At 68.7% G+C, this 18115-nt stretch carries 19 protein-coding genes and 1 pseudogene; 11 read left to right on the forward strand and 9 right to left on the reverse strand.

Translation table 11 applies throughout. The features are described 5' to 3' along the window. Positions 1-227 precede the first annotated feature (227 nt). Genes flgH through flgF form a run of 4 tightly spaced genes read right to left on the reverse strand, consistent with a single transcriptional unit; the run spans position 228 to position 3387 of the window. Positions 228-1013, reverse strand: a complete 786-nt coding sequence (flgH, locus tag ACWPN7_RS22725; protein WP_459196416.1) for a flagellar basal body L-ring protein FlgH — start codon at positions 1011-1013, stop codon at positions 228-230. Positions 1014-1025: 12 nt separating this feature from the next. Then, a complete protein-coding gene (flgA, locus tag ACWPN7_RS22730; RefSeq protein ID WP_459196417.1) occupies positions 1026-1808 on the reverse strand; it encodes a flagellar basal body P-ring formation chaperone FlgA in 783 nt (260 codons plus the stop codon). Positions 1809-1852: 44 nt separating this feature from the next. Next, a complete protein-coding gene (flgG, locus tag ACWPN7_RS22735; protein WP_038526857.1) occupies positions 1853-2638 on the reverse strand; it encodes a flagellar basal-body rod protein FlgG in 786 nt (261 codons plus the stop codon). Between the two features lie 26 nt (positions 2639-2664). After that, positions 2665-3387 (reverse strand): flagellar basal-body rod protein FlgF, encoded by a 723-nt coding sequence (flgF, locus tag ACWPN7_RS22740; RefSeq protein ID WP_038526860.1) that lies wholly within the window; start codon positions 3385-3387, stop codon positions 2665-2667. Between the two features lie 498 nt (positions 3388-3885). On the opposite strand from flgF, the gene ACWPN7_RS22745 reads away from it, so the two are divergent. From ACWPN7_RS22745 to ACWPN7_RS22795, 11 genes are all read left to right on the forward strand, one after another. Then, positions 3886-4407: a flagellar basal body-associated FliL family protein gene (locus ACWPN7_RS22745; protein ID WP_035674997.1), complete on the forward strand. Its 522-nt coding sequence runs from the start codon at positions 3886-3888 to the stop codon at positions 4405-4407. A gap of 18 nt (positions 4408-4425) precedes the next feature. Further along, the gene (gene fliM / locus ACWPN7_RS22750; protein ID WP_035674995.1) at positions 4426-5508 is read left to right on the forward strand and encodes a flagellar motor switch protein FliM; all 1083 of its coding nucleotides are present in this window, start codon (positions 4426-4428) and stop codon (positions 5506-5508) included. Further along, positions 5505-6212, forward strand: a complete 708-nt coding sequence (locus ACWPN7_RS22755; protein ID WP_137103277.1) for a DUF6468 domain-containing protein — start codon at positions 5505-5507, stop codon at positions 6210-6212. Before fliM ends, ACWPN7_RS22755 begins: the two co-directional genes overlap by 4 nt. Continuing rightward, the gene (locus ACWPN7_RS22760; RefSeq protein ID WP_459196418.1) at positions 6209-7159 is read left to right on the forward strand and encodes a MotE family protein; all 951 of its coding nucleotides are present in this window, start codon (positions 6209-6211) and stop codon (positions 7157-7159) included. The genes ACWPN7_RS22755 and ACWPN7_RS22760 overlap by 4 nt, the downstream gene beginning before the upstream one ends. 202 nt (positions 7160-7361) lie before the next feature. Next, positions 7362-7700 carry a con-10 family general stress protein gene (locus ACWPN7_RS22765; protein WP_038530663.1) on the forward strand — a complete coding sequence of 113 codons (339 nt, stop codon included), beginning with the start codon at positions 7362-7364 and terminating at the stop codon, positions 7698-7700. Between the two features lie 462 nt (positions 7701-8162). Beyond that, complete coding sequence (locus ACWPN7_RS22770; protein ID WP_492273448.1) at positions 8163-8882, forward strand: protein phosphatase CheZ; 720 nt, start codon at positions 8163-8165, stop codon at positions 8880-8882. A gap of 4 nt (positions 8883-8886) precedes the next feature. Further along, positions 8887-9573: a hypothetical protein gene (locus ACWPN7_RS22775; protein WP_247881623.1), complete on the forward strand. Its 687-nt coding sequence runs from the start codon at positions 8887-8889 to the stop codon at positions 9571-9573. Further along, positions 9570-10307, forward strand: coding sequence for a flagellar motor protein MotB (locus ACWPN7_RS22780; RefSeq protein ID WP_035674985.1), 738 nt, complete (start codon positions 9570-9572; stop codon positions 10305-10307). The genes ACWPN7_RS22775 and ACWPN7_RS22780 overlap by 4 nt, the downstream gene beginning before the upstream one ends. Positions 10308-10312: 5 nt before the next feature. After that, a complete protein-coding gene (locus tag ACWPN7_RS22785) occupies positions 10313-13738 on the forward strand; it encodes a tetratricopeptide repeat protein (RefSeq protein ID WP_459196419.1) in 3426 nt (1141 codons plus the stop codon). A gap of 79 nt (positions 13739-13817) precedes the next feature. Next, on the forward strand, positions 13818-13964 hold the full coding sequence (locus tag ACWPN7_RS22790; RefSeq protein WP_160174796.1) for a hypothetical protein: 147 nt from the start codon (positions 13818-13820) through the stop codon (positions 13962-13964). Continuing rightward, positions 13955-14002, forward strand: coding sequence for a hypothetical protein (locus ACWPN7_RS22795; RefSeq protein WP_490246407.1), 48 nt, complete (start codon positions 13955-13957; stop codon positions 14000-14002). The genes ACWPN7_RS22790 and ACWPN7_RS22795 overlap by 10 nt, the downstream gene beginning before the upstream one ends. A gap of 84 nt (positions 14003-14086) precedes the next feature. Here the strand turns inward: ACWPN7_RS22795 and ACWPN7_RS22800 are convergent. From ACWPN7_RS22800 to ACWPN7_RS22820, 5 genes and pseudogenes are all read right to left on the reverse strand, one after another. Continuing rightward, positions 14087-15986, reverse strand: a pseudogene (locus tag ACWPN7_RS22800) (potassium transporter Kup). Positions 15987-16207: 221 nt separating this feature from the next. Beyond that, positions 16208-16963, reverse strand: a complete 756-nt coding sequence (gene fliP, locus ACWPN7_RS22805; protein ID WP_165359978.1) for a flagellar type III secretion system pore protein FliP — start codon at positions 16961-16963, stop codon at positions 16208-16210. Between the two features lie 14 nt (positions 16964-16977). Continuing rightward, complete coding sequence (locus ACWPN7_RS22810) at positions 16978-17328, reverse strand: FliO/MopB family protein (protein WP_014240974.1); 351 nt, start codon at positions 17326-17328, stop codon at positions 16978-16980. 8 nt (positions 17329-17336) lie between these two features. Continuing rightward, complete coding sequence (locus tag ACWPN7_RS22815) at positions 17337-17714, reverse strand: hypothetical protein (RefSeq protein ID WP_038526881.1); 378 nt, start codon at positions 17712-17714, stop codon at positions 17337-17339. After that, positions 17711-18037 carry an EscU/YscU/HrcU family type III secretion system export apparatus switch protein gene (locus ACWPN7_RS22820; RefSeq protein WP_103040016.1) on the reverse strand — a complete coding sequence of 109 codons (327 nt, stop codon included), beginning with the start codon at positions 18035-18037 and terminating at the stop codon, positions 17711-17713. The genes ACWPN7_RS22815 and ACWPN7_RS22820 overlap by 4 nt, the downstream gene beginning before the upstream one ends. Positions 18038-18115 lie beyond the last annotated feature (78 nt).

An 18115-nucleotide genomic window follows, 5' to 3' on the forward strand; every position in this document is an offset into this window, starting at 1 on the left:
CAAAAGGCGCCGGGCGGCATAAACTTCCCGTCCATGCTCGCGCCAGCGGACATGGAGCCGCTTCCGCGTCGTGTCCATGCCGCGTGGGATGGTTGTCGATGCATAGGGCGCGGCGGAAGCGCCGGGCTTCCCGTTGCGGCGCCTTGCAGCACGTCCGAAGGGGGGCGATGCCCCCTTCGCATTGATTTTCCTGTCTGTTCGGCCCTGTGTTCCCGAACGTCCCGAGATCAGAAGGGCATGATGATGTCGAAGAGCTGCTGGCCGTAGCGCGGCTGCTGCACGTCGGTGATCTGGCCGCGTCCGCCGTAGGAGATGCGGGCCTCGGCGACCTTCTCGTAGCTGATGGTGTTCTGCGCGGTGATGTCCTCGGGCCGGATCACGCCGGTGATGATCAGGTCGCGCACCTCGTAGTTCACCCGCACCTCCTGCCGGCCCTGGATGACCATGTTGCCGTTGGGCAGGGACTGGGTGACCAGGGCGGCCACCTTCAGGGTGATCTGCTCCTTGCGGTTGACGGCGCCCTTGCCGTCGTTGGAGGTCGAGCTGCCGACGTTGAGTAGACTGCCGGCGTTCGCCCCGTCGGGCAGCACGCGCTGCAGCGCCTGGCCCTCGAAGCCGAAGAGGCTCGGCATGCCGGCCTGCTCAGTGTTGTTGCGGCTGCGGGTGGTCTGGTTGTTGATCTGCGCCTGGTCGTTGATCTGGATGTCAACGGTCAGCAGGTCGCCGACCTTGGCCGCGCGCTGGTCCTTGAAGAAGGCCTTGGCGCCGGTCCGCCACAGCGAGTTCGGGTTGCGCTCCGTCGGCAGCGGGGTGGGCATCGGCAGGCTGACGGGCTGGTAGCCGGGCTGGGCCTGCGGGTCCTTGATCTTGGTGAGTTCGGGAGCGGAGCCGATGTCCGCCACGCGCGACATGGCGTTGCAGGCGGGGAGGCCGGCGGCGGCGACGGCGAGCAGAGCGAAGCGGAAAGCCGTGCGGGCGGTGTTCGTGGGGGTGGGGATCTTGAGGGCGCACATGGAGCTTTCTCCTTACTTCGCGATGAAGCCGGGCTTTGCCACGGCGACGATGCTGGGGCCGGCGACGGTCGCCTCGAGGATGCGGTTCGACTGGGTGTTGATGACGCGGATCACGTCGCCCCGGCCGCCGTCCTGCAGGGCCTTGCCCTGGGCCGACAGGGTCAGGTTCTCGGTGGCCAGCGTGATGGTGACGAGCGAGCCCTTGTCCACGACCCGCGGCGACTGCAGGTCGCGCAGCCGGACCGGCTGGTTCACCGGGACGCCGCGCCGCGGCGTCAGGCCGATGAGCTGGGCGTCGGTGGCGGCGATGTCGCTGCCGGCGAGGTCGGCGCGCACGTCCTGCCAATCCACGTCGCCGGGGCCGATCACGTCGCCGGGCGCGATGCGCCGCGACAGCACCGGCACCTGCACCACGCCATAGGCGCGGCCCGACACCGGAAGGCGCACGACCGGGCGGGTGTCGGCCACGATCATCTCCGCGGCGAAGCGGCCCTGCACCGGGTTGTAGTAGAGGTTCTCCACCGTCAGACTGCCGGCGCCCGCCGGCGCGCGCAGCTCCACCGCCCGGTTGTCCAGCTCCATCTGCAGCCGGCCCGTGGTGATCTGGCGGGACAGCGCGTCTGACAGCACCGCCTCGACATGGGCAGGGCTGTAGACGACCACCTGCGCCGCCACCCCGATCGCGCCGTCGTCCATCGCCTGGGCAAGGGCCGTCTGGGCAAAGACCGTCGGGCCGCCGGCAAGGGCGGCGGCGAGAAGGGCGGTGCCGAGGATGCGGAGGGCGGGGCGGGGCATGGCGGGAGTTCCTTGCAAAAACGGGCCTTACGACGGTGCCGACATCAGCGGAGCTGCGAGGCCTGCTGCATCATCTCGTCGGTGGTCTTGATGACCTTGGAGTTCATCTCGTAGGCGCGCTGGGCCGAGATCAGGGTGGTGATCTCCTGCACGATGTTGACGTTGGAGGTCTCCAGCGCGCCCTGCACCACGCGGCCGAAGCCGGGAGCGCCAGGGTTGCCATTGACCGCCTCGCCCGAGGCGCCGGTCTGCAGGAACAGGTTGTCGCCGACGGCTTCCAGGCCGGCCGCGTTGGCGAAGGTGGCGAGCTGGAGCTGGCCGACATTCTGCTGCGCCACCTGGCCGTCCAGCTTCACCATCACCTCGCCCGAGGCGTTGATGGCGACGTCCACGGCTTCCGCCGGGATGGTGATGGCCGGCTGCACCGGATAGCCGTCGGCGGTGACGATGATGCCCTCCGGCGACAGCTTGAAGTTGCCGGCGCGGGTGTAGGCCGTGTCGCCGCTGGGGAGCTGCACCTGGAAATAGCCGGAGCCGTTGATGGCGACGTCCAGCTTGTTGTCGGTGACGGTCAGGTTGCCCTGCTCCAGCACGCGGGCCACCGCGGCGACGCGCACGCCGGCACCCACCTGCACGCCGGTCGGCACGATGGTGCCGGCGTCCGACGAGGTGGAGCCGATGCGGCGGAAGTTCTGATACAGCAGGTCCTGGAATTCGGCCCGCTGCTTCTTGAAGCCGGTCGTCGTCGCGTTGGCGATGTTGTTCGAGATGGTTTCGACGTTCAGCTGCTGGGCGATCATGCCGGTGGCGCCGATGGCGAGGCTGCGCATGGTCCTTACTCCTTAAACGCGGTCGATCAGGCCGTGCGGCCCAGCTTCTGGATGGCGCTGCGGATGCGCTCGTGCTCGTTCTCGATCAGCTTCTGGTTGGACTGGTACTGGCGCTGGATCTCGATCAGCGCCGTCATCTCGACCACCGGCTTCACGTTCGAATTCTCTAGCATTCCCTGTGCCACCTTCGTGTCGGCGGGGGCCGCCTGCGGCTCCTCGTCGCTGACGTAGAGGCCGGCCCCGACCTCGGTCATCAGTTGCTCGTTGCGGAAGGTGACGATGTTCAGCCGGCCCACCTGACCCAGCTCGGTGGAGACGGTGCCGTCGCCGGACACCATGATGTCCCTGGTGCCGTTCGGGATGGCCAGCGGCTGGCCGTTGTCGCCCAGGACCGGCAGGCCGCCGCCGTCGACGATCTGGCGCTGGTCGTTCAGGCGGAAGTTGCCGGCGCGGGTGTAGCGGGGGCCGCTCGCCGTATCGACGGTGAAATAGCCGTGGCCGGTCAGTGCCAGGTCCAGCGAATTGCCGGTCTGCATCATCCCGCCGGCCGAGAGGTCGCGCACCACGGCGCGGTCCTGCACGAAGCTGATCTGCTCGTGCATGCCCGGACGCTCCAGGAACTCCGTGAACAGCATGCGCTGCTGCTTGAAGCCCGTGGTGTTCATGTTCGCGATGTTGTTCGAGATCACGTCCAGCTGGCGGCGCAGGGTCATCTGGCGCGACAGGGACACGTAGATCGGGTTTTCCATCGGCGGCCTCTTTCCATTCGGACCGGGGGAGCGTCCCGACCGGCGCAAATGGCTATGCACGACGCGTGCCAGCGCCGGAGAGAGCCGGAAAGACGGCGATGACGGGCGTTGCCGCCGTTGGGGAAGCGCCTGCCGGGCAAGAACTGCCGGTGGGTTGGCAAGGGCTGCCGCCCGACGCCGGGCAAAAGCGTCCCGTTGCCGCGGCGCGGACGGCGCGCGGGGTCACGGAGGCCTCATCCGCCGGAAGCAGGCGGACCGGCAACGGCAGGTGGGGCGGGGCAGGGTGGTGCGGACGGGGATGGCGGGCGTGGTTCGGGCGTTCGCTCCTCGGTTGACGGAGATCTCCGGCGATGCCCCACTCAAGAACCGTGCCGCTGTCTGTGGTTGCGCTTCTGTCACAGCCCCGGGCCATGCCTGAAAGGCTTTGTTAACTATCCGAAAGATAGGGTTGCTGGGCTGGTAAGGCCACGCTCCGCCACCGCTCGCGCTTAGGATTCCATGACCGCGCACGCTGAAGACGACGTTCCGACCGATGGCCTGCCGCGCAAGAAATTCAGCGGCAAGAAGCTGGTTCTGTTCGTCATCCTGCCGCTGGTGCTGCTGATCGGCGCCGGGGCGGGCGTGTATTTCAGCGGCCTGCTCGACTCGCTGCTCGGCAAGAAGGAGGAGCATGCGGAGGTGCCGGCGGAGCCGGCGCAGCCCGATCCCCACGCGGCCCCGGTCTTCTACGACCTGCCGGACATGCTGGTGAACCTGAACAGCAGCGGCAAGCGGCCGGCCTTCCTGAAGATCAAGATATCGATCCAACTCGCGAAGGGCGAGGACATACCGGCGATCGAGCATGTGCTGCCGCGCATCATCGACAACTTCCAGGTCTATCTGCGCGAACTGCGGCTGGAGGATCTGAAGGGGTCGGCGGGCATGTACCGCCTGCGCCAGGAACTGCTGATGCGGATCACCGCGTCCGCCCATCCGGTGAAGGTCAAGGACGTTCTGTTCAAGGAAATGCTGGTCCAGTAGGGGCGGCGGAAACGGGCCATGAGCAACACCGAGGAACTGAGCGAAGAAGAACGCCTTGCCGCCGAATGGGCCGCCCTCGCCGAAGACGGCGGCGATATGGGCGACATGGCGGACATGGGCGGCGGCGGTTCGACCCGCGTCCTCAACCAGGACGAGATCGACAGCCTGCTCGGCTTCGACCAGGGCGGGGCCGGGGACGGCGACAACTCCGGCATCATGGCGCTGGTCAACTCGGCGCTGGTCAACTACGAACGCCTGCCCATGCTGGAGGTGGTCTTCGACCGCCTCGTCCGCATGATGTCCACGTCCTTGCGCAACTTCACCTCCGACAACGTCGAGGTCAGCCTCGACCAGATTTCCTCGGTGCGCTTCGGCGACTATCTGAACTCGATTCCGCTGCCGGCGATGCTGTCCGTCTTCAAGGCGGAGGAGTGGGACAACTACGGCCTGATGGTCGTGGACTCGGCGCTGATCTACTCCATCGTGGACGTGCTGCTGGGCGGGCGGCGCGGCACCGCGGCGATGCGCATCGAAGGCCGCCCCTACACGACCATCGAGCGCAACCTCGTGGAGCGCATGGTCCATGTGGTGCTGTCCGACCTGTCCGCCGCCTTCGACCCGCTGTCGCCCGTCACCTTCCGCTTCGACCGGCTGGAGACCAACCCGCGCTTCGCGACCATCGCGCGCCCGGCCAACGCGGCGGTGCTGGTCAAGCTGCGCATCGACATGGAGGATCGCGGCGGCCGCCTGGAGCTGATGATCCCCTACGCGACGCTGGAGCCGGTGCGCGAGCTTCTGCTCCAGATGTTCATGGGTGAGAAGTTCGGCCGCGACTCGATCTGGGAAACCCACCTCGCCTCGGAGCTGCTGGTCACCGACGTGGACATCTCCGCGGTGCTGGACGAGGTGACGATGACCCTGCACGACGTGCTGAACTGGCGCGTCGGCACGCGAATCCTTTTGAACGCCACGCCGGACGGCACCATCGAGCTGCGCTGCGGCGACGTTTCCATGTTCCAAGGCCGCATGGGCCGCAAGGGTGGGCACATCGCCGTGCGGATCGAGCGGGAGCTGCCCAAGCAGGAGGTCATGCGGCTATGAGCCCGACCCTCACGCTCGTCCTCGATCTGGTGATGGTGGGGCTGCTCGCCGCGACCATCGCCTACGCGATCATCCTCAACCGGCAGATCATCAAGCTGCGCGAGAGCCGCGGCGAGATGGCCGAGCTGGTGCGCGGCCTGAACGAGGCCATGTCGCGCGCCGAAACCGGCGTGCGCGGTCTGAAGAAGACGGCCCACGAAACCGGCGACGATCTGCAGCGCACGGTCGCGAAGGCGCAGACCCTGCGCGACGAGCTGGAATTCATGATCGAGGCCGCCGACGCCATGGCGAACCGGCTGGGCAACGTCGGCGGGGAGCGTCCGAAGCCGGGCCCCGCGGCGCGTCCAGCGGCGCGCCCGGGCTTGGCCACCCGTCCGCCCGTCGCCTCGCGCCCGCCCGTCGCCCCGCGTCCGATCGTCGAGGACGATCATGGTCACGACGATCTCGATCCCGATGATCTCGATCTTCACGGCCACGATCTTCACGACGGGCATAGCGACCACGACGACCACGACGACCTGCCGCCGCTGCGCTCCGCCGCCTTCCGGAACGAGCCGCTGCGCGCCGACCCGCTGCGGGCCGATCCATCGGTGCGCCGTCCGGCGCCCGCGCCCGATCCCATCTTGCGGGAGGGCGAGAGCCTGTCCCGCGCCGAACGTGAACTTCTGCAAGCCATCGAGAACGCCGGCAAGGGGGTCGGATGAGCGACGCCACCACCACCGCGAAGGGCGCCCCCGCCGCGCAAGGCGGGGAGCCGAAGGTTGTGATCCGCCCCGCCGGGGCCACCCCGACCGGCGTCCGCACCAGCCAGAGCGTCGCCGGCCAGCCGACCGCTCAAGGCGCCGCTCAGGCCGCGGCCCAAGCCGCCGCCAAAGCAAAGCCGAAGGCCAAGGTGAAGGCCAAGGCCAAGCGCAAGCCCGCCGTCCCGCGACGTCCATTGTCGGAGCGGATGCGCGAGAAGATGAAGGCGTGGCGGTTCCGCATCCTGCCCCTGACCATCTTCGTCGCCGTCCTGATGCTGGGGGTGCGCGTCGGCGACCTGTGGCGGATCACCACGCGCGACGCCCGCCTGCCGGAGTTCCCGGCGACCCTCGCCCAGGGGCAGAGCGCCGTTCCGGCGGCTCCGATGCAGCTTGCCGCCAACGGCGCCAAGCCCTCGCCCGAACCGGCCCAGGGCGGGTCGAGCAACGGCGCGCCGCCCAACCCGACGCCGCCGGACAACGCCGCCCTCGGCCCGGTGAAGAACGAGGAGCTTCTCCAGCATTTCGCCGAGCGCCGCGCCGAGATCGAGCGCCGCACCAAGGAGCTGGAGCAGCGTGAAGCGCTGCTGACCGCCGCCGAGAAGCGCATCGACCAGAAGGTGCAGGAGATGGAGAAGGTCCGCACCGACATCCAGAAGCTGATGCGCCAGGGCGACGAGAAGCAGACCGCTCAGCTCGAAAGCCTCGTGAAGATCTACGAGACGATGAAGCCCAAGGAAGCCGCCCGCATTTTCGAGGAGCTGGACATGCCCGTCCTGCTGGGGGTGGTGGAGAAGATGAAGGAAACCAAGACGGCGCCGATCCTGGCCGCGATGGACCCTCTGAAGGCCAAGGAACTGACCTCCGCGCTCATCGAGCGGCGCGGTGTGCCCGCGGCACCGAAGAACTGAATACGCCCTTCGATTGCGATGACGGCAAGTCGGGTATGACCGTGCGGTTGGTCATACCCGCCCCCCGTGCCACATCTACTGAATATACGTACACGTACTGTCAGGATGGTAGAAGGCCCGCGACGGTCGGCTTCGGTTCATGTTGGCTCCGGCGTGTTCGGGCAACGCAAGTTTGCCCAACAACAAGAAGGAAGGAGACAAGATGAACGACCAGAACCAGGGCCGTAGCTCGGGCGGTCAGCATTCCGGCGGCAACTTCAAGAACGATCCGGAACGTGCGGCGGAAGCCGGCCACAAGGGCGGCCAGGTTTCCGGCGGCAACTTCAAGAACGATCCGGAGCGCGCCTCCGAAGCCGGCCACAAGGGTGGTCAGGTTTCCGGCGGCAACTTCAAGAACGACCCGGAGCGTGCGTCGGAAGCCGGCCACAAGGGTGGTCAGGCGTCGGGCGGCAACTTCAAGAACGATCCGGAGCGCGCATCGGAAGCGGGCCGCAAGGGCGGCGAACACAGCCATGGTGGCGGGCGGAGCAGCGGGAGCTGACCGTCGGGACTGTTTTAGCGTAACTGTTTGACCCCTGACTGTTTCATTGGCGCACCAGCCTGACGGAACAGTCGCACGGTGCAACGGTGAAGAAGGGCCGCCCTCAAGGCGGCCCTTTGTCCGTTTGCGGACTCCGATTGAAACAAATTGCCGCAGCTTTCTTTGAAGTTCGACAGTGGCGAGCGTTGGTCGAAGGCACGCGGGCGCAGAAGAACGCTTCCACTTTCTTTCCGGAAGCGCGATTCTATCCCGTCTTTGCGTTGCGACGTTTCAGGCGCTTAACGGCGTGTTAACCGAGCGAAATTAGGGTTGGAAAGGCTGACGAGGCTCCGAGTCGGCGGCGGCCGTGCGAGGACGCGAGGTAGGGTCGAACCCGCTTCCGGCGTCTGCGTCCGGGCCGGCCGACGCACCCGATCGCACGCAGGCCGGACAAGACCACGGAACGCTCACATCGGAACGCACATGGCCCCGCCCGTTTCCTCCTCGCTCGCCGACCAGAAGCTTCTGCGCCAGCAGCTCGACGCCGCCCATGCCGAAGCGGCCCAGCCGCTGAGCCGCGAGGAGGTGACGGACATCGTCCGCTCCATCCTCGGCAGCATGGACGGCGACATCTCCGCCACCGACCTGCGCCTCTACAAGGAAGTGGTGGACCTCGCCCGCTTCATCGAGAGCGCCAAGCAGGAGCTGGCGGCGCTCCAGCCCGCGGAAATCCGCGACCAGCACATTCCCAACGCCACCGATGAGCTGGACGCCGTCGTCGGCGCCACGGAGCAGGCCACCTTCGCCATCTTCGACGCCTGCGACGTCATCACCGGCATCTCCGGCCAGATCGATCCGGGGAACTCCGCGAAGCTGACCGAGCAGGTGACCAAGATCTTCGAGGCCTGCAACTTCCAGGACATCACCGGCCAGCGCATCTCCAAGGTGGTGCGCACGCTCAAGCACATCGAATCGAAGGTGGATATGATCGTCGCGGCCTTCGGCGACGAGGTGCGGCAGAACTACACCCGCCCCGCCGCCGCCGCAGTTGCCGCGGCGGAGGTCCACACCGATCCGTTGCCGAACTTCGCCACCGACCGCCCGGCGGACGACCCGGAGGCCGGGCTGCTGCACGGGCCGCAAATGACCAGCGCCGCCATGGACCAGGACGAGATCGACCGCCTGCTGGCGAGCTTCGATTAATCCCATGGCTGCGCCCGGCCACAGGAAGCCGGACCTGTCGGGCAGCCGGCCGAACCCGAACAACGGAAGCATCGTGCTTCTGCTGTCGCTGTTCCTGCTGCTGCTCGTCTTCTTCATCGTGCTGAACGCCCAGTCCGTGCAGACCGCCCAGCGGGTGCGCACGGTCCTGGTGTCGCTGGAGCGCAGCTTCCCCGCCTTCTACATCGACCCCCGCCTGCGCGAGCCGGCCGACCCGCTGGCCTCGCGCGCCGGCACCGTCTTCGCCGTGCAGCGGCTGGACGGTCTGGGCAATCTGTTCGCCACTGCCGTCGCCGTGGCGAAGGTGGACAGCGTGACGCCGGGCCGCCTGCTGGAGGTGCGCCTGCCCGCCGACGAGCTGTTCCTGCCCGGCACGGCCGACCTGCGCCCGGACCGCATCGGCCTGATCGACCGGGTGGCTGACGCGCTGTTGCAGAACCGGCCCGGCGAGCGGATCGAGCTGGACGCGCTTCTGTCCATCGGTGCCGCGGGCGGCCCCAGCCAGCCGCCCGGCCCGGTCGTGCGGGCGGGTGCGCTGGCCCGGCTGTTGATCGCCGACGGGGCGCCGTCGGACGCGGTGACGGTGGGCATCGAGCGCGGTGCGCCGGGCGCCGTCCGCCTGCTGTTCAGCTTGCGCGCCATGGACGATGCGCCAGGGGGAGGGCGCCGATGATCCGCCTCCCCAAACTGCCCAAGGCCGAGGACAAGAGCGGCGGCCACAACCGGACGATCTGGCTGATCAGCTTCACCGACCTGATGTCGCTGCTGCTCGCCTTCTTCGTGCTGATGTATTCGATGAGCGAGCCGGAGGCGCAGCGCTGGACCGGGCTGGTCAAGTCGCTGTCGTCTGCCCGCTCGACCGCGGTGACGCCCTCCGCGACGCCGCCCGAGCCGAAGGCCGCCTTCAACGCCGCCACGGTGGAGTCATATTCGGCGATCAATCTGGATTATCTCAGCGCCCTGCTTCGTACCCAGACCGCGGCCAACGAGGATCTGGCGGCAGTGGAGGTGCGGCGGGAGGACGACCGCGTGGTGATCGGCCTGCCGGCCCATGTGATGTTCGACCCGACCGGCGGCAGCTTCACCGACCAGGGGCGGCGCGTGCTGTATCTGCTGGGCGCGGCGGTGGGCCGGATCGGCAACCGGATCGAGGTGGTCGGCCACGCCGAGCGGGAGGACCAGTCCGCGGGGCTGGCCTGGGAACGCGCCCTGACGCGCGCGGTTGCCGTTGCGGCGCTGTTGCGCGAGACGGGCTACAAGCGCGACCTCGTGGCGCGCAGCCTGATGAGCGAAGCGCCCGGCATCGATCCGGTGCCCGGCGGGGCGCGGGTCGATGTGGTGGTGCGTGAGGAGACGGCGGGGCCGCCGGTGTCCGGGGCGGCCACCGATGCGGAGCCGGAGGAGTGAAACGGATGGGGCGGGGCAGGGCATACCGGCGCTGGCTGAGCGGCTTCGTGGCCGCCACGGCTCTGCTCGCTGCCATCCCAGCTGCCTGGGCCGTCGACGTTCCGGTGCGCGCCGCCACCCACAAGACCTTCGGGCGCATGGTTTTCGACTGGCCGCGCCAGACCGGCTACAGCGCGTCGGTGGAGGGCAACACGCTGGTCGTCCGCTTCGACGAGCCGATCAACGCCGCTCTGGATCGCACCGTGGCAGCCTTGCCCGGCTATCTGTCCGGCGTGAGGATCGGCGGCGACGGCAAGACGGTGACCTTCGACCTGAAGCGGCCGGTGACGCTGAAGAGCTTCCGCAACGGCAACGCCGTGGCGCTTGACCTCACTCCCGCCGCGGAGGCGCCGGTCCAGAACCAGACGCCGACCCAGAGCCAGACGCCGGCCCAGGCCCCCGCTCCAACTCCCGCGGCAAAGGCCGAGACACCGGCCGCACCCGCTCCGGCGCGCTCCGCGGGACGGGTGACGGTCAGCGCGGCCGACACGCCGGAACAAAGCCGCCTGTCCTTCACCTGGCCGGAGGGCGCCAATTACACGCTGCGCCGCGACGGTGCCTCGGCCACGCTGCTGTTCGACCGCAACGGCACCGCCGATCTGGCGCCGGTGGCCAAGGCGACGCTGCGCAACATCCAGAACGTCGAGCAGTTCCGGCAGGCCAACGGCGCGCTGGCCTTCACCTTCGCGGTGCCGCAGGACGCCGAGATCAAGGACAGCAAGTCGGGCCGGTCCGTGGTGATCGACGTGCAGAATCCGGGCACGCGCGCCGGTCTGCCGACGAGCGACGCCGCGAATGCGGCCCCGCCCGGCGCCACCACGACCACCGTCCGCCCGCCCTCGGCCAAAGCCGCAGCGCCATTGCCTGCGGTTACACCCCCGGCTCCTGCCAGACCGGCGGCCGCGCCTCCTCCGCCGAAGGAGGTCGCGGCGGCCCCCGCGCCCGCGAAGCCCGAAGCCGCCAAAGCCGATCCGGCGAAGGCCGAGCCGCAGGGGCCGACGCTGGTCTTTGACGCGGGTGGCCCGGCGTCCATCGCCGTCTACCCGCGCGCCGGGCATCTCTACATCGTGTTCGACAAGCCCCTGCCCATCGGTGCCGGCAAGGCCATCGGTGCCGGCGCCGGGACGGTCGGGGCGATCGAGCCGGTGCCGGCCACCGGGGGCAGTGCCTTCCGCACCCGGATCGGGCCGCTGGTCTGGCCGAAGATCGAACGGCAGGGGACGAGCTGGAAGATCACGCCGACCAGCCGCCTGACCGGTACGCCGCCCTTCGAGCTGAAGATCGACCCGGAACCGGATTTCCTGCTGGGCGCCCGTCTGCTGGTGCGCGCCGCGGACGCGGCGACCGTGGTGACGCTGTCCGACCCCGACGTCGGCGACCGTCTCCAGGTCGTCCCGCTGCCGGTTCCCGGCAACGCCATTCCCGAATCGCACCGTTACGCCGATCTGGAACTGCTGCCCAGCTACCAGGGCGTCGTCGTGCGGCCCATCGCCGACGCCATCACCGTGCGCCCGGTCAAGGAGGGGGTGGAGGTGACGGCGGCGGGGGGGCTGCATCTGTCGCCCATGGCCGACGCCGGGAGCCGCCCGGCCACGGCGCAGACGGCGTCGCTTCCGCCGACGCCGTCCCCCGGCGGCGCCTCCAACACGCTGACGCCGCCCACCGACCCGAAGCCGGTGCCCTCCGGACGCCGCCTGTTCGACCTGCCGGCCTGGAAGAAGGGCGACCTCGACCATTACACCGAGGCGCGGCAGAACCTTCAGCTCAACATCGTCAACGCGCCGGATTCCGAACGCCCCCGCGCCCAACTCGACCTTGCCCGCTTCTATCTGGCGAACGGCTTCGGGCAGGAGGCCATCGGCATGATGGATGTGCTGCAGGAGGCCCAGCCCGACCTGGAAGGCTGGCCGGAATTCCGCGCCCTGCGCGGGGCCGCGCGTTTCCTGGCCGGAAACACCGACGCCGCCGCGGAGGATTTCGCCCATCCGAACCTCGCCAACAACGGCGAGGCCGCGCTGTGGCGCGCCGCCATCGCGGCGGACCGCAACGACTGGCCGGCGGCCCAGGCCGGCTTCAAGGCGGCGGCGCCGATCCTGAATTCCTACCCCGACCCGATCCTGACCAAGCTGGCGACCCGCGCCGCCGAGGCCGCGCTGAAGACCGGCGACGCGCCCTTCGCCAAGCGGCTGCTCGACCGCATTGTCGAGCGCGGCGGCACGGACGCCGAGGAGCGGCCCGACGTCCAGTATCTCCGCGGCCTCTACTATGCCCAGACCAACGAGCCGGAGCGGGCGCTGGAGCAGCTAACCGCCTCCTACAACAGCCTCGATCGCTACTACCGGGCCAAGGCCGGGCTGGCGCTGGTCAACCTGCAACTGGCGGAAGGCCGCATGTCGCCGCCCGCCGCGGCGGAGCGGCTGGCCGGGCTGACCTTCACGTGGCGCGGCGACGAGCTGGAGATGCAGATTCGCCAGCGCATGGGCGAGGTGCTGATCGCCGCCGGCCAGTACGCCGACGGCTTCAACGCCATGAAGGAGACCGCCGCGCTGGTCGCCGACACGCCGCGGGCGGAGGAGATCACCCGCGAGATGTCGCGCATCTTCGCCGACCTCTACAAGGACGGGGCGCAGAAGCTGCCGACCATTGAGGCGCTCCAGCTCTACGACCAGTTCCGCGAGCTGACCCCGGTGGGCGAGGCGGGCGACGAGGTGATCCGGCAGCTCGCCGAACGTCTGATCTCGGTGGACCTGCTGAACCGCGCCGCCGACCTGTTGCAGCATCAGGTGGAATACCGCCTGTCCGGCGAGGACAAGGCGCGCGTCGGCACGCGGCTCGCCTCCGTCCGCCTGCTCGACAACAAGCCGGAAGACGCGTTGCGCGCGCTGGAGCTGTCCAACGTGCCGAACCTGCCGGCGGACCTGATTGGCGAGCGCCGCCTGATGCAGGCCAAGGCGCTGGCCGAGCTGGGCCGCGGCGACGAGGCGCTGCTGCTGCTCTCCGAGGACGACAGCAAGCCGGCCAACTCGCTGCGGGTGGACATCGCATGGCGCGCCCAGAAATGGGAGGCTGCGGCCTTTGCGCTGAACAAGCTGATCGGCGCGCCGCCGCCGCCGACCCAGCCGATCAACCCGGCGACCTCGCAACTCGTCCTGAACCGGGCGGTGGCGCTGGCCTTGGCGGGCGACGGCACGAACCTGAACTTGCTGCGCAAGGAGTTCGGTTCGGCGATGACCAACGGTCCCGACGCCGACGCCTTCCGCGTGCTGACCCGGCCGGAGCAGGCGCTGGGCCTGATCGACGTCAACACCGTCCGCTCCCGCGTCGCCGAGGTGGACGTGTTCCAGAAGTTCCTGAAGAACTACCGCGGCAAGCAGAGCACGGCGATCAACTAGGTCCTTCTCTGGATTCGACCGGGGCGGGAAGTTGTGGTAGGTTTTGCGTCGGAATGCATGCTTTCGAGGGGATTCGGTGATGGATCGCGAATCGGAAATCCTGTCGAAGCTCGATCAGCTCATCGATATGCAGCATGCGACGCAGGGCGACATCCGTGAACTGAAGGGGCAGATGTCCATCATGCTGATGTGGCTGCAGTCCATGGATCAACTTTTTTGGCGCTGATGGCGCCGGTCAATCCACCGCGCAAGCCGGCAGCCTGACCTTGCTCTCTCGCGAAAAAGCCCCTCTCCATCGGAAAGGGGCTTTTTGATTGGCGCGGCGGCAAAGCGTCGGAGCGAGGCCCTTCAGAGCTGAACCTGGGTGCCCAGCTCGACCACGCGGTTCGGCGGGATCTTGAAGAAGTCGGTGGCGCTGACCGCGGTGCGCGACATCACGACGAACAGCTTTTCCCGCCATTGGGCCATCTGCGGGTTGATGCGGGGGATCAGCGTCTCGCGGCCGAGGAAGAAAGAGGTCGTCATCACGTCGAACTCCAGCCCGAACGCCTTGCACAGCCGCAGCGCCTTGGGGATGTTCGGTTCCTGCGAGAAGCCGTAGCGCACCGTCAGGCGGTAGAAGCCGTCGGCCAGCCCTTCCAGGACGACGCGCTCCTTGGCGGGAACGCGGGGCACGTCCTCGACCATCACGGTCAGGAAGACGATGCGCTCGTGCATCACCTGATTGTGCTTCAGGTTGTGCAGCAGGGCGATCGGCACCGTGTCGGCGCTGGAGGTCAGGAAGATCGCCGTGCCCTTCACCCGCTGGATGTCGGAGGACTTGGCGTGCCGTTTGACGAAGCCGTCCAGTGGCAGGGAATCCTCAGCCAGCCGGCGGTTCAGGACGGCGCGGCCGCGGCGCCACGTCGACATCAGCCCCAGAAGTCACCGCGGCGATGACCAGCGGCACCCAGCCGCCGTGCGGGATCTTCACCGCGTTGGCGAGGAACAGCGCCAGATCGACGCTGAGGAACAGCGCGCCCAGCGCCAAGCAGGCCGGCAGGCTCCAGTTCCAGCGGCGGTGCGCCACGACCAGCGCCAGGATGGTGGTGATGACCATGTCGCCGGTCACCGCGATGCCGTAGGCGGTCGCCAGCCGGCTGGAGGACTCGAACCACAGGACCAGCCCGATGACCGCGACCAGCAGGCCCCAGTTGGCGCGCGGGATGTAGATCTGCCCGCCTTCCTCCTGCGAGGTGTGGCGGATGTCCAGCCGCGGGCACAGGCCGAGCTGCACCGCCTGCCGGGTCAGCGAGAAGACGCCGGAAATCACCGCCTGGCTGGCGATCACCGCCGCGCAGGTCGACAGCAGGATCATCGGGTAGAGGCCCCACTCCGGCACCAGCAGGTAGAAGGGGCTGCGCACCGCCGCCGGATCGCTCAGCAGCAGGGCGCACTGGCCGAGATAGTTCAGCAGCAGCGCGGGCAGCACCACGGCCAGCCACGCCACCTTGATGGGGCGGCGGCCGAAATGGCCCATGTCGGCGTAGAGCGCTTCGCCACCGGTGACCGCCAGAACGACGGCGCCAAGCACCAGGAAGCCGATCCAGCCGTTCGAGGCGAAGAAATGAACGGCATGCCGGGGGTCGAGCGCGGCCAGAACCTGCGGCTCCTTGACCAGCTCGATCAGGCCGAGCAGGCCCAGCGTGGCGAACCACGCGACCATGATCGGGCCGAACAGGCGGCCGACCTTCTCGGTGCCGCGGCTCTGGATTCCGAACAGGGCGATCAGGATGCCCACGGTCACCGGCACGACGACCCGCTCCAGTGCCGGCTGCGCCACCTCCAGCCCCTCCACCGCGGAGAGGACGGAGATGGCCGGGGTGATCATGCCGTCGCCGTAGAACAGGGCGGCGCCGAACAGGCCCATCGCCATCAGGCCGGACAGCCGCCCGGTGGAATCGGGCCGGCTGTTGGTCGCCAGGGCCAGCAGGGCCAGGATGCCCCCCTCGCCCTTGTTGTCGGCGCGCATGACGAACAGCACGTATTTCACCGTGACCACGAGCACCAGCGCCCAGAAGACCATGGACATGATGCCCAGGATGTTCTGCGGCGTGAGGGCGAGCCCATGCTCCGGCGAAAAGCATTCGCGCAGGGTGTAGAGCGGGCTGGTGCCGATGTCGCCGTAAACGACGCCAAGCGCACCGAGGGTGAGCGCGGCCAGCCTGCCCTTGTCGGGTGCCGCGGCTTTCAGGGTCGTGTCTGACATGTGGGACGTGGAGGGGGTCCGTTGGGAGGCCGAGCGGGGGACGAAGAAGCCACAAGCTGCGGGTACGGCGGCGGTCGGTGCGCTCGCGCGGGCCGATCCTCTTACGCTCTTCCCGGATCCAATACTAGCGCAAGCCGATGCGCCCGTCCGCAGGCAGTTTCACCTGCGACGATCTGGGCCGAAGGCGAAGGGCAACCTGCGGAACCCCGGACGAAAAGCGCCTACAGCGTGCCGAAGCTGCGGGCCAGCGATCCGGCGATCAGGTACCAGCCGTCCACCAGCACGAAGAAGATGATCTTGAACGGAATCGCCACCATGGTCGGCGGCAGCATCATCATGCCCATCGACATCAGGATCGACGACACCACCATGTCGATGATCAGGAAGGGCAGGAACAGCAGAAAGCCGATCTCGAAGGCCCGCTTGATCTCCGAGATCATGAAGGCGGGGACCAGCACGTGCAGCGGGGTCTGCTCGGCGTCCGCCACGTTCTCGATGCGCGCCATGTCCATGAACAGGCGCAGGTCCTTCTCGCTGGTGTGCTTCAGCATGAACTCGCGCAGCGGGGCGACCGTGCGGCGGAAGGCCTCCGTCTCGTCGATGTCCTGGTTGATCAGGGGCTGGATGCCCTGATTGTAGGAACGCTCGAACACCGGCGCCATGACGAAGAAGGTCAGGAAGACCGCCAGAGACATCAGCACCGTGTTCGGCGGCACCTGCTGGATGCCCAGCGCCGAGCGCAGGAAGGACAGAACGATGACGATGCGGGTGAAGGCCGTCATCATGATGAGGATCGACGGCGCCAGTGACAGCACCGTGATCAGCGCGACCATCTGGACGATGCGTCCGGTGGTCGATCCCCCGGCGTCGCCCAGGTCGAAGGTCATGCTCTGCGCCAGCGCCGGCCCGGCGGCCAGCGCCCCGGCCACCCCGATCGCCAGCGCCAGCAGCCCGGCGAACGCCAGCCGTCTGGTCATGCCCATGCCGGCTTTCATGACCGGGCCCCGGCGGGGGGCAGGGCGGTGGACGGCGTGGTTGTGGACGGTGGGGCGGCGGCCTCGGCCAGCGCGCCCTGGAAGCCGCCGCGCGGCGTCTGGTCAACCACCTGGTCGCCGAAGGCGCTCAGCAGCAGCAGATGCTCGCGGTCGTCGCGGCGGACCAGCACCAGCCGGCGCTTGCCGTCGAGCGGCAGCACCTCGACGACGCCCAGCCGGCGCTGGCGCCCCGACGTGGCGGTCATGCCGCCGAAGCCGATGCGGCGCATCACCCAGGCCACCAGCACGATCAGCGCGATGACGAAGGCGAGGGCGAGAACGAATTGGATGTACTGGTCGAGGCCCATGGATCAGGTCAGCTCTGTCGGGACGGCGTGGCCGGCGGGTCGGACGGAAGGTCGCCGGGCGCGGCGGAGGCGCCGCGGCCATAGGCGGCGCTGGCGCGCTGGCGTGCGGTGTGGGGGTCGTGGCGTCCCTCGGCGGCGGCGGCCAGCGTCTCCCTCTGGCGGGTCAGCGCGGCCGCGACGGCATCCAGGGTCGGCAGCAGACGTTCCAGGGCGGCGGCCAGTTCGGCGTCGCCGCGGGCGGACTGCGCCTCGGCGCACAGGGTGGCGACACGGGTGTCGAGCCCGGTCAGGTCGGCGGCCAGTCCGGCCTCCATCTGGGCGCGGGTTTCCTCCAGCGCGGCGGTCAGCGCCTGGATGTCGCGGCGGAGCGTCGCGGTGCCGGTCACGTCGCCTCTCCGGCGGCCGGTTCCGCGGACGGCGGCAGCGTGCCGTTGGCGCGGTAGACGTAGGCGAGGATCTCGGCCACGGCGGCGATGGCCTCGATGGGAATTTCCGAGTCGATGTCCACCGCCGACAGGATCTGCACGAGGTCGGCGTCCTCGCGCACCTTCACGCCGTTGGCGAAGGCCAGCTCCAGGATCTGTTCGGCCACATGCCCCTTGCCGGTGGCGACGACGCGGGGCAGGGACTGGTCGCCCAGCTCATACTTCAGCGCGACCGCGACGGGCCGGTTGGGGAGAGGGCGGTGGTTGGGAGTCGGCTCGGACAAGGGGCTCCTGCCGGATGGCCTGTGTCGATGGGCGTATCCTGGCGGAACATGCTTAACGAAGCATGAAGCTCAAGCGTG

This window comes from Azospirillum sp. UENF 312511, assembly GCF_058780635.1.